The organism is Uliginosibacterium aquaticum (genome assembly GCF_012972705.2).
In the GTDB taxonomy this organism is placed as follows: Bacteria; Pseudomonadota; Gammaproteobacteria; order Burkholderiales; family Rhodocyclaceae; genus Uliginosibacterium; species Uliginosibacterium aquaticum.
Genome location: NZ_JABCSC020000001.1, coordinates 879,122 through 893,775, shown reverse-complemented (window position 1 = coordinate 893,775; position 14,654 = coordinate 879,122). Strand labels below are relative to the sequence as shown.

Annotated in this window: 6 protein-coding genes; 5 read left to right on the top strand and 1 reads right to left on the bottom strand. The window is 64.7% G+C overall.

The window, feature by feature from the left end; genetic code table 11:
- Nucleotides 1-79 precede the first annotated feature (79 nt).
- The gene (locus HJ583_RS04080) at nucleotides 80-928 is read right to left on the bottom strand and encodes an HD-GYP domain-containing protein (protein ID WP_170020706.1); all 849 of its coding nucleotides are present in this window, start codon (nucleotides 926-928) and stop codon (nucleotides 80-82) included.
- A gap of 158 nt (nucleotides 929-1,086) precedes the next feature.
- Between HJ583_RS04080 and HJ583_RS04075 the strand changes: the two genes are divergently transcribed.
- From HJ583_RS04075 to leuS, 5 genes are all read left to right on the top strand, one after another.
- Nucleotides 1,087-4,368, top strand: a complete 3,282-nt coding sequence (locus HJ583_RS04075) for a PAS domain-containing hybrid sensor histidine kinase/response regulator (RefSeq protein ID WP_170020704.1) — start codon at nucleotides 1,087-1,089, stop codon at nucleotides 4,366-4,368.
- A gap of 83 nt (nucleotides 4,369-4,451) precedes the next feature.
- Nucleotides 4,452-6,596, top strand: a complete 2,145-nt coding sequence (locus tag HJ583_RS04070; protein WP_170020701.1) for an ATP-binding protein — start codon at nucleotides 4,452-4,454, stop codon at nucleotides 6,594-6,596.
- Nucleotides 6,597-6,774: 178 nt separating this feature from the next.
- A complete protein-coding gene (locus HJ583_RS04065) occupies nucleotides 6,775-9,915 on the top strand; it encodes a PAS domain-containing protein (protein ID WP_170020699.1) in 3,141 nt (1,046 codons plus the stop codon).
- A gap of 89 nt (nucleotides 9,916-10,004) precedes the next feature.
- A complete protein-coding gene (locus tag HJ583_RS04060; RefSeq protein ID WP_170020697.1) occupies nucleotides 10,005-11,828 on the top strand; it encodes a PAS domain-containing protein in 1,824 nt (607 codons plus the stop codon).
- A 62-nt stretch (nucleotides 11,829-11,890) separates the two neighbouring features.
- Nucleotides 11,891-14,539 carry a leucine--tRNA ligase gene (gene leuS, locus HJ583_RS04055; protein ID WP_170020695.1) on the top strand — a complete coding sequence of 883 codons (2,649 nt, stop codon included), beginning with the start codon at nucleotides 11,891-11,893 and terminating at the stop codon, nucleotides 14,537-14,539.
- Nucleotides 14,540-14,654 lie beyond the last annotated feature (115 nt).

Below are 14,654 nucleotides of genomic sequence, written 5' to 3'. Positions count from 1 at the left end.
TCGCTCAGACGCTGGTCTGAATTCCTGTCAAAAAAAGGGCTGCACATGTGCAGCCCTTTTTCATTCGAAAACCCAAGACTTACTGCAGAGGTAAATGCGCGACGCAATCGAGCACGAGTCTGGAGATCAGCTCCGCATCCGGCTCCGGCACAGCAACAGAGGGACGGCCCTTGCTGCCGGTGGCGGTGATGGCGAGCTTGCCTTGCGGATGGCTGATCACGAATTCGTTGGCACACAGGCGGCAATACACCTTGTCGCCATCCCGATGAGTGCGGAACACATTCACCACCGGGCCGCAGGCCGGGCACTCCTGCACCGGCACACCCAGATCCGAGTGGCCGAGGATGTGGCTGATCGCGCCGGCTCGGGCCAGCGATACGAAACGCGCGCCGAACTCGGCATCGAACTCGCTGCCTAGCCCGGCCTCGATGACCTGCAAGGCAGCTTCGAGCGTCAGCGGGCGACGCCACGGGCGGGTGCTGGTCATGGCGTCGAAGGCGTCCGCAACGCCGATGATGCGGGCCGAGAGGGGAATTTCGAGGCCCTTCAGACCATCCGGATAGCCCTTGCCGTCTGGCCGCTCGTGGTGATGGCGGATAGCCTCGCCGAGGAAGGCGGCGAGCGGGTGCCCATCGAGCATGCGCACGCCAACGGTGGAGTGCTCCTTGACCACTTCATATTCGGATTCGATCAGGTGCTCCGGGCGCAGCAGCACTGAATCAGAAATGCCGATCTTGCCCAGGTCGTGCAGGAAACCGGCGATCGACACGAGCGCAATGGTCTCCTCGGATTGCACGCTGCCCTCTGCCAGCAGCCGCGCGTAACGTGATACGCGCCAGGCATGGCCCACGGTGTAGGGGTCCCGCGCCTCCACCATCGCAGCCGTAATGAACAGCCCGCTCAGTTCTTGCTCCAGCCTTGCCCGCATATGCCTCACCTCCGTGTTTGCTGCAGCGCGATCATAGCAAGAGAGACTTACGACAAGATGTGTGAAATCTGCTGTCGCAAGCTCGTGGAAAGCCCCGATCCCTCTGCCCTTTGGTGCAGACTATAAATGAACTAAGTATCCATGCACTGCGGGGCGTGATGAATCGGAATCCTGGTCTTCGCTGGCTGCTCTTTCTGCTGTGGCTTTTATGCGGCACGGCAGGCACGGTGCTGCTGGGCATTTCTCACCCGGAGCTATGGCTGGCGCTTACCGGTGCAGCACTGGCCTGGCTACTGCCGGGGGCGCTGATTTCGGTGTGGCTGATCCGCCGCGCCGAGCGCCGCGAGGCCGATGTACTGGCCTTCTTCCAGCGCGCCCTGGATGTGATCCCGCATCCGGTGTATCTGAAAGATGCCGATAGCCGCTACATCCTCGTCAATGAAGCCTTCGTGCTTGACAAGCGGCGCAGCCGCGAAGCGCTGCTCGGCAGCAATGGCATCGAAGCGGCGCGCACCGAATCCATCCGCCTGCAGCGGGAAGAGGATCTGGCGGTACTGGCCGGCATGCCGCTGCGCAAGGAAGAGCACAAGACGCACGCTCATACCGGCGCGGAAGTCTTCCGCCTGGTAGCCAAGGGCTGTTGCACAGACAGCGCCGGTGCCCCAGTAATCATCGGCTCGCATATCGACATCACCGAGCTGCGCCAGGCCCAGCGCGAGCTGGCAGAGGCGGCAGAACGCGAGCGCCAGCTGCGCCGCCGCACCCAGGAATTCACCCAGCGCCTGATCGACGTGATCCCGGCTCCGGTGTATGTCCGCAGCGTCGAGGGCTACTACCTGCTGGTCAATGAGAGCTTCATGCGCGAGCGGGGACGCAGCATGGAAGAAATCCTGTCGAATCTGGCCTGGGCCAGCGAGGAAACGGCCGAGCGGGTCAAGGCCGAGGATGCCCTTGTGCTGGCTGGCGAGACGGTGTTCAAGGAAGAGCATGTGCCCCATCCGGATACCGGTGCCGAGCGCTTCCGCTTGATTTCCAAGCGCGCCTGCGAGGATACCGACGGGCACAAGGTCATCGTCGGCGCCAACTTCGACATCACGCCCTGGCGCCAGGCTGAACGCGAGCGCCAGTCTGCGCTGGAGCGCGAACAGGCATTCCACCGCGCCACCCAAGTCTTCATCCAGCGCATTCTCGACATGATCCCGGACCCGGTCTACGTGAAGGATGCGGCGGGGCGTTACATCCTGGTCAATGAAGCCTTTGCCCGCGAACGTGCGATGCCGCCGGAGGAGATCCTCGGCAGCACGGCACTGAACCTGACCGGCGAACTCGAGGCGCGCGAAACCTCGCTGCGCGAGGATGCCGAAGTACTGGCCGGCAGCGAGATCTTCAAGGAGCAGCACAGCACCCATCCAGTGAGCGGGGCGGAGGTGTTCCGCGTCGTCTCCAAACGGCGCTCGACCGACTCCGATGGTCAGCCGGTGATCGTAGGTGCGCACTTCGATCTGACGCGCTGGAAACTCGCTGAGCGCAGCCTGCAGCAATCCCTCGAACGCGAACGCGAGTTGCGCGAGCGCGTGCAGACCTTCACTCAGCGCCTCATCGACGTGATTCCGCAGCCGGTGTATGTGAAGGATGCGCAGAGCCGCTACATCATGGTCAACGAGGCCTTTGCCGAAGATCAGCAGCGCCCGGCCAGCGAGTTGCTCGGCGCCACCCCCGAGATGTTCCCGGGCGACGCCGCCCATGTGCAACTGGTGCGCGAAGAAGATGCGCGGGTACTCTCCGGCGAGGTGTTGCTCAAGGAGGAGCGGCGGCGCCATGCCCTCACCGGGCGCGACAGCTACCGCCTGATCTCCAAGCGCAGCAGCCTGGATGCCGAGGGCAACCCAGTGATCGTCGGCGCCAACTTCAACATCACCAGCTGGCGCGAAGCCGAGGAGCGCGCCGCGCGGGCCTCGGAAGCCAAGTCCATCTTCCTCGCCAGCATGAGTCACGAGATCCGCACCCCACTGTCGGGCGTGATCGGCATGCTGCGGATCGCCCTGCGCCGCGAAGTGCTCAGCGAAACTGCGCGCGACAAACTCTCGATCTGCCTCGCCAATGCCGAGCACCTCTTGGCCATCATCAACGACATCCTCGACTTCTCGAAGATCGAGGCCGGCCAGCTGAGCCTGGAAAACATCGATTTTGCGCTGCGCCCCACGCTTGAAGAGGCCATGCAGGCCTTCCAGGTGCACGCCCAGGCCGCCAGCCTGTACTTCCGCATCGAACTGGATCCGGCCCTGCCCAGCGCGCTGCGCGGCGACCCCACGCGCCTGCGCCAGATCCTGATGAACCTGGTCAGCAATGCGCTCAAGTTCACCGAACAGGGCGAAATCTGCTTGCGGGTCCAAAACCTCATCACCACTGGCGGCAAGTGCACCCTGCGCTTTGCCGTGGAGGACACCGGCATCGGCATCCCGAGCGAGGCACTACCACGCCTCTTCGAGCAATTCCAGCAGGCCGACGCCTCCACCACCCGGCGCTACGGCGGCACCGGCCTGGGGCTCGCGATCTGTCGCCAGCTCGTGGATGCCATGGGCGGGCAGATTACGGTGCAGAGTCAGGTCGGCGTCGGCAGCTCGTTCAGCTTCGTGCTGAGCCTGCCAGTAGGCACGCTCGGCGAAGCACCAGAAGCCTCGCCGCTGGCCCCGCATGCGCGCCGCCTGCGCATCCTGTGCGCCGAGGATTCCCCCACCAACCAGCTGATCGTGCAGGATCTGCTCGAAGAGATGGGCCACCATGTGGATATCGTCGCCAATGGTTTCGACGCCATCACTGCCCTCGCCCGCCGCGATTACGATCTGGTCCTCATGGACGGGCGCATGCCGCAGATGGATGGCATCGAGGCGACGCGCGCAATCCGCGCCGGTGGCCTGCCCGAATTCCGCGTACGCAAACCACACATCCCGATCATTGCGCTCACCGCCAACGCCAGCGAGGACGATCGCCAGCAGTGCCTGGACACCGGCATGGATGACTTCCTCACCAAGCCGATCAACGAACACAAGCTCCACACCATGCTTGCTGCATGGATCGAGCGCATCGAGCCGCCGCCCGCAGCGCACCGCACCACTCATCACGGCGGCAGTTACACGCCCTCGCCACGCAAGGGGGATTTCGTCACCCGCCTGCGCAGCATGTTTGATGCCGAGCTGCCGCAACGCATCAGCGAGATCGAGCGCGCCATGGATGCGGAAGACTTCACCAGCCTGGCGCGTCAGTTCCACAGCATCCGCGGCGGCGCGGTCTATACCGGCGATGAACACCTGCTCGAGCTGGCCGAGGTGCTCGAAGCCAACGCCGATCAGCACGAACTGCCCAGCGTGCGCAAACTGTGGCCGCAGTATCGCCGCCAGCTCGAAGAAACCGTCGCCAGCCGCGCCTCTGCCGCATCCTGAAGGCAGCCCGGCCTTGCGGGCAATCAAGCCCGCCCGGGGGGCGCCGTTAAGAAGCGGGAGAACCCTTGCTTGCCGGAGCCCGCATGCCCCCTGCCTGGCGTCTGCCCGTCCTGAGTCTGCTCGCCGCCCTGCTGCTCGCCAGCCTGCTGTGGCTGCTCGCCCTGCCCGCGCCGCTCAGCCTGGCGCTGGCGGCCCTCGGTGCCTGCGCAGTGCCCCTGCTCGGGCGACGCGGGCCACGCGAGCAGATCGATAGCGCCGACATGCAGCACTTCGTACAGCGCCTCATCGACGCGATTCCCCAGCCGATCTACGTCAAGGATGCCGAGGCCCGCTTCCTGATGGTCAATGAAGCGTTCGCCCACGAGCGCCGCCGCCCGGCCAGCGAGCTGATCGGCCTCTCCTCATTCGACCTCTCGCCCAATGCGGCCATGAGCCAGACCATCAATGACGAGGATCACGCCGTACTGGCCGGCCACGCCGTGTTCAAGGAGCAGCACACCACCTACCCGGTCACCGGCGAGGAGTGCTATCGCCTCGTCTCCAAGCGTCTGTGCCAGGCCCCCAACGGCCAGCCCCTGATCATCGGCGCGCATTTCGACATCACCAGCCTGCGCCAGACCGAGGCGGGCCTGCAGCAGGCGGTGGCGCGCGAGAGCCTGCAGCGCGAACGCATCCAGACCTGGATGCAGCGCCTGATCAACGTAATCCCGCAGCCGGTCTATGTGAAGGATGCCAACAGCCGCTACCTGCTGGTCAATGAAGCCTTCTGCAACGATCGCATGCTGGCGGCCGCCGAACTGCTCGGCAAGACGCCCTTCGACCTGGCGCGGGATCCGGCTCACGCCCGCAAGGTGATGGCCGAGGATCAGGAAGTACTTAATGGCGGCAAGATCTACAAGGAAGAGCTGATCCAGCATCCGGTCACCGGCGAACCACGCTACCGGGTGATCTCCAAGGGCAGCTGCCCCGATGCCGATGGCCGCCCGGTGATCGTCGGCGCTAACTTCGACATCACCAGCTGGCGCCAGGCCGAGCAGAACTGGCGCCAGGCCAGCGCCGCCAAATCCCAGTTCCTCGCCGCCATGAGTCACGAGATCCGCACCCCGCTCTCGGGCGTGATCGGCAGCCTGCGCCTGGCCTTGCGCGCGCCCGGCCTCGAAGACGAAGCCCGCAGCTACATCCAGACCGGTCTGGGCAGCGCCGAATCCCTCCTCTCCATCATCAACGACATCCTCGACTTCTCGAAGATCGAAGCCGGCCAGTTGCGCCTCGAGCAGATCGATTTCGAACTCGCCGCCACGGTGCGCGAAGCCACCCAGAGCTTCCGCGACAGTGCCCGCGCCCGCGGTCTGGCCTTCGAAACCAGCATCGACCCGCAAGTGCCGCCCTTCCTCAAGGGCGACCCCACCCGTCTGCGCCAGATCCTCATCAATCTGATCGGCAACGCGGTGAAATTCACCGAGCGCGGCAGCGTGACCCTGCGCCTGCGCTGCAGCCCGGCCCCCGAAGGCAGCTTGCGCCTGTTCGGCGAAGTGGAAGACAGCGGCGTCGGCATTCCGCCAGAAGCCCAGGAGCGTCTGTTCCAGGTTTTCCAACAGGCCGACCTCACCACCACCCGGCGCTTTGGCGGCACCGGCCTGGGCCTCGCCATCTGCCGCCAGTTGGTGGAAGCCATGGGTGGCAGCATCAGCCTGCGCAGCCAGCCGGGCCAAGGCAGCTGCTTCAGCTTTGATCTGCTCCTCGCCCCAGGCCGCAGCACGGCCACCCCGGAAGAAGCGCCGATCACCCCGCACAGCCACCGCCTGCGCATCCTGTGCGCCGAAGACGTGCGCGTGAACCAGCTGATCCTGCGTGGCCAGCTGGGCCACATGGGCCACGAAGTCGATATCGCCGAGAATGGTCGCGCCGCCGTACAGGCGCTGGCCCAGCAGGACTATGACCTCGTGCTGATGGACGGACGGATGCCCGAAATGGATGGCGCCGAAGCCTCCCGTGCAATCCGTGCCGGCGGGCTGCCCGGCTGCGCCGTGCGGAACCCGTCGATCCGCATCGTGGCCGTCACCGCCAACGCCAGCGACGAAGATCGCGACTACTACCTCGCCGCCGGCATGGACGACGTCCTCACCAAACCCCTGCGCGAAGACGCCCTTCACACCATCATCAAGGACACCATCGCCGGCCTCGCCACCGAAGGCCGCCTGAATGCACGCCACACCCTGCGGCAATGAGCGAAGCAAGGCCGGCCACAGGCCTCCGCCCGATCGCCACCCCGCCAGCTGCAGTGATGATGGGCACCGTAGCGGCTTGCGCCACCTCGGGAAAGCCCGCCCGCTCAGCCACTCAAGCCACTGTCCGGGCACGCCGTAATAATCCGTATCGCAGCCCCCGGAGAGATCAGCCCCGGCCATGTCAGCCCTCACGCAGCGCATCCTCGCCCTGCTTGCCCAGAGCCTCGCCCTGGCCCTGATCGTAGCTGCGCTCAATCACGGGCTGGGCGCCGACCACGGCTTCGGCAGCAGCTTCCTGTCGGCCTTTTGTGCCCTGCTCCTGCTCGGCGGCCTGCACCTGCGCCAGGCCTGGTTGCAGCGCGAAGCCAAGCACACCCTGCACTCAGCCCTGGAGCGCGCCGGCCTGTCTCTACTGCTGCTTGATGCCGAACGCGGCGTGCGCCATGCCAATGCCAGCTTCCTCGCGCTGGACGAGCGCAATCGCGAGGCCCGTAGCCTGCCGCACTTTGGCGTGGCCTGGCTGCACACCCTGGAGCGCCACTTCAGTCAGGCCATGGGCAGCAAGGGTCAGTCGGAACCTGAAGAAGTGCTGCTCAAACCGGACGACGGCCGCGAGGCGATGCTCCTGCGCCTGTGCGCGACCCGTGTGAGCGACAGCCGGGGCGAGCCCTGCGTACTGATCAGCGCCGAGAACCTCAGCGCCCACAATCAGACCCTGGCGGCCGCCATCGCCCGCGAGCACGCCCTGCGCACGCGCAGCCAGCGATATGTGCAGACCCTCATCGACGTCATCCCGCAGCCGGTCTACGTGAAGGATGAGGAAGGCCGCTTCGTACTGGTGAACCAGAGCTTCTGCGCCCGCCACAACCTCACGGCCGGGGAACTCATCGGCCAGGCCCGTCAGGTGCTGGACGCCGACATTCTGCGGGCCGAGGATGCCTTGCACGAAGATCTGCGCGTGATGGCCGGCACCCCGATCTTCCGTGAGGAACATCTGCGCAAAAACGAGCAGGATCTCTACTTCATCATCAGCAAGCAAAGCTGCGAGGATCCGGAGGGCCGCCGCGTGCTGGTAGGCACCCAGGTGGACATCACCCCCTGGCGGACGGCCGAGCAGGCCGTGAAAGATGCGCTAGAGCGCGAAACCGAGCGCCGCGAACGCACCCAGGCCTTCTTCCAGCGCCTGATCGACGTGCTGCCCTACCCGGTTTCAATCAAGAACGCCGAGAGCCGCTACCTGATGGTCAACGAGGCCTTCGCCCAGAGGCGCGGCATGCACCGCGACGCCTTGATCAACCTGACGCCGCATGCCGTCATCGCCGCCGTGATCCCTCAGGACAACCCCTATCACGCAATAGCACTCCATCACGCCAGCCTGGGGCAGGAGGAAGACCGCCAGGTTCTGGCCGGTCTGCATCTGCGCAAGGAGGAAAACCGGATCATCGGCCCGAACGGCGAGAGTCGCGACCAGATCGTCACCAAGACGGCCTGCGAAGATCCGGATGGCCAGCGCGTGATCGTGGTCTCCACCTTCGACATCACCGAACTACGCAATGCCCAGCGCGAACTTCGCGCCTCTCTCGATGCCGAGCATGGCCGCGCCGAACGCATCCAGGCCTTCCTGCAGCGTCTGCTCGACGTGATCCCGGAACCCGTCTATGTGAAGGATGCCGAGGCACGCTACATCATGATCAACGAAGCCTTTGCCAGCCAGCGCCAGCAAACGGCCGCCGAGATCCTCGGCAAAACGGCGCGCGAGCTGGCTCCCAGCCCCGAAGTGGCCGCCCGTGTACTGGCCGAGGATGAAGAAGTCCTCGCTGGCAGGATCATCCGCAACATTGACGACACCCCGCACCCGCTCACCGGCCAGGCGCGCTGGCGGCTCATCACCAAGGGCTCCTGCCTCGACCCGGAGGGGCACCCGGTCATCATCGGTGCGAACTTCGATATCACGGCGGTGCGCGAAGTCGAACGCCAGCTTGCCACCTCCCTGGCTGCCGAGAAAGACCTGCGCAGCCGCACTCAGGACTTCATCCAGCGCCTCATCGATGCCATCCCGATCCCAATCGGCGTGCGCGATGCGGCAAGCCGGCATATGCACGTCAATGCGGCCCTCCTGAGCGACGCAGGGCTCTCGCGCGAGCAGATCATCGGTCAGCGCATGAGCGACTTTCTCTCCGACCCGCAGCAGATCGAATCCTCGCTGCGCGAAGACCAGGCCGTGCTGGCCGGGCAAGACCTGTTTGAGGAAAAACAGAATCTTGGCTTCAGCGGGCAGGATATCCGCGATCTGATTGTCTCCAAGCGCCGCTGCCTGGATGTGGACGGGCAACCGGTACTGGTCGTGGCCCAGATCGACGTCAGCCTGCAGCGCGAAGCCGAGCGCCAGGCCCTGGCCCTGATGGCCAACGAGAAATCCCTGCGCCAGCGCACCCAGGCCTTTGTCCAGCGCATGATCGACGTCATTCCTTATCCCTTCTTCATCAAGGATCAGGCCAGCTGCTATGTGCTGGTGAACCAGGCCCTCCTCGAAGAGCTGCAGCTCGACAGTGCGGCCCTGATCGGCCGCCACACCCTGGATATCGCCGCCAGCCCGGAAGCCGCCCGCGTGATCATCGAGGAAGAGCAGCGCGTGCTGGCCGGCAAGGACATCAGCGAAGAGCGCCACGAACAGCCACTCAACGGCCGCGGCCCATGGGCGGATCGCATCATCAGCAAGCGTCGCTGCCTGGACGTGGATGGCAAGCCGGTGATCGCCGTGCTGCATCTGGATATCACCGAGCATCGCCGCATCGAGCGCGCCCTGCAGGAAGCGCTGCAACGCGAAGCCGCCTTGCTCGGACGCATGCAGGACTTCCTGCAACACGTCATCGACGTATTGCCGCAGGAGTTCTACATCAAGGATGCCGACAGCCGCGTCATGATGGTCAATCCGGCCTACCTCGCACGCCGCGGCCTGCTCGATGCCGCTGAAGCCCTTGGCAAGACCGGACCACAGATCGGCGCGGATTTCCTCGAACGCCACCCCCGCCTGCAGGCCGATCCAGCCTTGCTCGCCCAAGCCCGCGAAGCGCTGCAACTGCGCTGGGCCGAAGCACGGAGCGAAGACCAGGAGGTGCTTGCCGGCAAGACCATCCTCAAAAAAGTGGCCCGTAGCCTGCCCGGCTGCTATGACGAGCATGTCGTAGTGATCGCCAAGGCCGGCTGTCTCGATCCCCAGGGGCGCCCAGTCATCGTCTGTGCGAGTTATGACCTGACCGAACTCGATACCCGTAGCCGCTCTGGCGACCCGCCCGCCGCTGCGCCTCGCAATACCTGAATGTGCGTCTGCAGCATCGAAAACCCTGCCAATTCCCGCGATTTGGCAACACAATCCATCCACTCGTATTGCTGCCAGGGCCACACACCGTGCGCAACCAATCCATCCTGATGCTCGCAGGCCTGGCCGCCCTGATTGCCGCGCTCCTCGCTGTCGGGCTGGAGCTGCCTCCGGCTGCAGCGGCCGTACTGGGCGCACTCCTCGTTGTGCCACTGCCACTGGCCCTCTCGCGCCAGCCAGGCCTCCGCCTGGCAGCGCAGCGCGAAGACAATTTTGCCGCGCTCGCTGCCTCGCCCCACCCACTGCTCCTCCTTGATGCCGAAGGCCAGTTGCTCGCCTTCAGCCGAGGCCTGCACCAACTTGCCGCCCTTCCACCCTCCGCGCACCGGCAGCCCATACAGGGCCTGCCAGCGCCCTGGCAGAGCCTGATCGTGGAGCTGCACGCCGAAGCCATGCGCAATGGCAGCAGTCATCGCCAGCAGTGGTTGGCTCGCGCCGATGGCCAGCCCGCCCTCCAGATCGACGTGCATTGCGTACAACTATGCGGAGTGGATGCCAGCCCGCAGTTGCTGATGACCTGGACGCCACTGCCCCGCCCCGAACCGGCCCTGCACGACGAAGGCCTGCCAGACCTCGCCGAGCGCAAGCGCGCCTTCCTGCAGACCCTGATCGACGTGATCCCGCAGCCGGTTTATATCCAGCGCCTGGAAGCCGATGGCAGCCACTACCTGCTGGTCAACGAAGCCTTCTGCGCCAGCCACAACCGCTCGCGCGAAAGCCTCATCGGCAGCGCCGCGGCCGAGCTGCTCGATCCGCTACAAGCCAATGCCCTGCTGCAGGAGGATCGTGCCATCGCCGCCGGCTCAGTGGTGTTCCGCGAGGAGCAGGCCGTCGATGCCAGCACCGGCCAGGAGCGCATCCTCATCGTCAGCAAGCAATCCTGCCTGTCGCCGGAGGGGGGGCGGGTGATTGTTGGCACCCACTTCGACATCACGCCCTGGCGCCTCGCCGAGCGTGAAGTACACCAAGCGCTCGACCGCGAACGCAGCCTGCGTGAACGCACCCAGAGCTTCGTGCAACGCATCATCGATGTGATTCCCTACCCGGTTCACGTCAAGGATGCACATTCGCGCTACCTGCTCGTGAACGAAGCCTTTGTGCGCGAGCGTGGCTGCAGCCGCGCCGAACTGCTCGGCCATGACCCGAGGCAGATCGCTCGCCTGATGACCGACCACAAGGCCAGCGCACGCGAGGAAGAAAACCTGCGCGCCGAAACCTCCCTGCGTGAAGATCGTGCCGTGCTGGCCGGCGAAACCGTGATCAAGGAAGAACACAACCATCACAGCGTCACCGGCGAGGAGCGCTTCCGCACCGTATTCAAGTGCGCCTGCGAGGATATCGAAGGCCAGCCGGCAATCGTCACGGCAATGTTCGACATCACCAAGTGGAGCATCGCCGAGCGCGAACTGCAGCAGACCCTGGCCCGCGAAAAGAGCCTGCGCGAGCGCACCCAGGCCTTCATCCAGCGCTTCATCGATGTCATCCCGCAGCCGCTCTACATCAAAGATGCGCAGAGCCGCTACCTGATGATCAATGAAGCCTTTGCCCGCGAATTGCGCCGCGATCGTAACAGCGTCATCGGCCACAGCTCCGACGAACTGGCGCCCAGCGCCGGAATCGCCGCCGACTCGGCCCGGGAAGACGCCGCCGTACTAGCCGGGGACGTGATCCTATGCGAGAAGCGCGATCAACCCTACAGCGGCGCACCGGCACGTGAGCGCATCATTTCCAAGCGTCTGTGCCTGGATGTGGACGGCCAGCCGATCATCGTCGGCCACCATGTGGACATCAACGCACTGCGCGCCGCAGAGCAGGAACTGCAGGACGCGCGCCCAGGGCCGGCACCCGGATAGGAGCAAGCCCCTCTGCCGGGTTAAAATCGCCAATTCGCGAAAATTCAACCCGGATCCACCCCATGTCGTCCTCGCAGGAAAAAGTCGCTTCCCATTACGACCACAGCGCCACCGAAAAGACCGCCCAGCAATTCTGGGAGCGTACTTCCGCCTTCAAGGCCGTTGAAGACGCGAGCAAGCCCAAGTACTACTGCCTGAGCATGTTCCCGTATCCGTCGGGCAAGCTGCACATGGGCCATGTGCGCAACTACACCATCGGTGACGTGCTGACCCGCCACCACAAGATGCGCGGCTACAACGTGATGCAACCCATGGGCTGGGACGCCTTCGGCCTGCCGGCCGAGAACGCCGCCATCGCCAACAAGGTGCCGCCGGCGCAATGGACTGACGACAACATCGCCTACATGAAGGGCCAGCTGCAGTCCCTCGGCTTTGCCATCGACTGGAGCCGCGAGCTCGCCACCTGCAAGCCCGACTACTACAAGTGGAACCAGTGGCTGTTCCTGCGCATGCTCGAAAAGGGCATCGCCTACAAGAAGACCCAGACCGTGAACTGGGACCCGGTCGACCAGACCGTGTTGGCCAACGAACAGGTCATCGACGGCCGCGGCTGGCGCACCGGTGCCGTGGTCGAAAAACGCGAGATCCCCGGCTATTACCTCGCCATCACCCAATACGCCGACGAGCTGCTGGGCGATCTGGACACGCTGGACCAGTGGCCCGAGCGCGTGCGCCTGATGCAGGCCAACTGGATCGGCAAGAGCACCGGCGTGCGCTTCGCCTTCCCGCACGACATCAAGGATGAAGCAGGCAGCCTGATCAATGACGGCAAGCTGTGGGTCTTCACCACCCGCGCCGACACCATCATGGGCGTCACCTTCTGCGCCGTGGCCGCCGAGCACCCGCTCGCCACGCATGCCGCGCAAAGCAATCCCGAACTCGCCGCCTTCATCCAGAAGTGCAAGAGCGGTTCGGTGATGGAAGCCGACATGGCGACCATGGAGAAGGAAGGCCTGCCCACCGGCCTCTTCGTCACGCATCCGCTGACCGGCGAACAGGTCGAAGTGTGGGTCGGCAACTATGTGCTGATGTCATACGGCGACGGTGCGGTGATGGGTGTGCCCTCGCACGACGAACGCGACTTCGCCTTCGCCAAGAAATACAGCCTGCCGATCATCCAGGTCGTCGGTCTGGAAGGAAAAACCTACTCCACCGAAGCCTGGGAAGAGTGGTACGGCAGCAAGAACGGCCACTGCCTGAACTCCGGCAAGTACGACGGTCTCGGCTACGCAGCGGCGGTCGAAGCGATTGCCGCCGATCTCGCCGCCAAAGGTGTCGGCGAAAAGAAGATCCAGTGGCGCCTGCGCGACTGGGGCGTATCGCGCCAGCGTTACTGGGGCTGCCCGATCCCGATCATCCACTGCGATGACTGCGGCTCGGTGCCGGTGCCGGACGACCAGCTGCCAGTCGTGCTGCCGGTGGACTGCGTGCCGGACGGCTCCGGCAACCCGCTGCACAAGCGCCCGGACTTCCTCAACGTGCCCTGCCCCTGCTGCGGCAAGCCGGCGCGCCGCGAGACCGACACCATGGACACCTTCGTGGATTCCTCCTGGTACTACGCGCGCTTTGCCACCCCGGGCAATGACGGCGCCATGGTCGACGAGCGCGTCAATTACTGGCTGCCGGTGGATCAGTACATCGGCGGCATCGAACACGCGATTCTTCACCTGCTCTATTCGCGCTTCTGGACCAAGGTCATGGGCGACCTCGGCCTCGTGAACTACCGCGAGCCCTTCAAGCGCCTGCTGACGCAAGGTATGGTGCTCAATCACCTGTTCTCGCGCCGCTCCGACAAGACCGGCATTGAGTGGTTTGCGCCCGAAGAAGTCACCCTGCAGCGCGACGAATCCGGCCGCGTCACCGGCGCCACCGCGATCCGCGACGGCAACCCGGTCGACTACGGCGGCTACGGCACCATGTCGAAGAGCAAGCGCAACGGCGTCGATCCGAATGCCATGATCGAGCAGTACGGTGCCGACACCTCGCGCTTCTTCATGATGTTCACCGCGCCGCCTGAGCAGACCCTGGAATGGTCGGACGCCGGTATCGAAGGCAGCTACCGTTTCCTGAAACGCGTGTGGGCCTTTGGCCACCTCTTCGCCACGACGATCCGCCCGCAGATCCCCGGCCAGCGCAAGCTCAATGCCGACAAGCTGCCGGAGAACCTGGCGCTGCTACGCCGCGAGATTCACCTGAACCTCAAGCAGGCCAATTACGATCTGGGCAAGCAACAGTTCAACACCGTCGCCTCTTCGTGCATGAAAATGCTCAACGCATTGGAAAAAGCGCCCCGTGACACAGGCCTGGCAGCCGAAGTCATCGAGGAATGCTTCGGCATCCTGCTGCGCGTGCTCTCACCGATCACCCCGCACATCACCCACACCCTGTGGGCGGACCTTGGCTATGGCGAAGACATTCTCTCCGCCCAATGGCCCGAGCCGCTCGACGCCGCCCTGGTGCAGGACGAGATCGAATTGGTGCTGCAGGTGCTGGGCAAGACGCGTGGTTCTGTGAAGGTGCCGGCAACCGCCGACAAGGCCACCATCGAAGCCCTCGCCGTGGCGTCCGAAGCAGCTCAGAAGTTCATGGAAGGCAAACCGGCCAAGAAGATCATCGTGGTGCCGGGTCGGCTTGTTAATATCGTCGTATGACAACAGGACTGAGGACTGAGGACTGAGGACTGAGCAGAACTTCCCGCCGGCCTAGCCGGCGCTGAGTTCCACGCCCTCGACACTCATTGCTCAGCACTTTTCCCTAAGGAAAAAA

Bases quoted from the DNA above. Each gene is read 5' to 3' on its own strand.
- HJ583_RS04080 (WP_170020706.1), bottom strand. From the start codon at position 928: ATGCGGGCAAGGCTGGAGCAAGAACTGAGCGGGCTGTTCATTACGGCT.
- HJ583_RS04075 (WP_170020704.1), top strand. From the start codon at position 1,087: ATGAATCGGAATCCTGGTCTTCGCTGGCTGCTCTTTCTGCTGTGGCTT.
- HJ583_RS04070 (WP_170020701.1), top strand. From the start codon at position 4,452: ATGCCCCCTGCCTGGCGTCTGCCCGTCCTGAGTCTGCTCGCCGCCCTG.
- HJ583_RS04065 (WP_170020699.1), top strand. From the start codon at position 6,775: ATGTCAGCCCTCACGCAGCGCATCCTCGCCCTGCTTGCCCAGAGCCTC.
- leuS (WP_170020695.1), top strand. From the start codon at position 11,891: ATGTCGTCCTCGCAGGAAAAAGTCGCTTCCCATTACGACCACAGCGCC.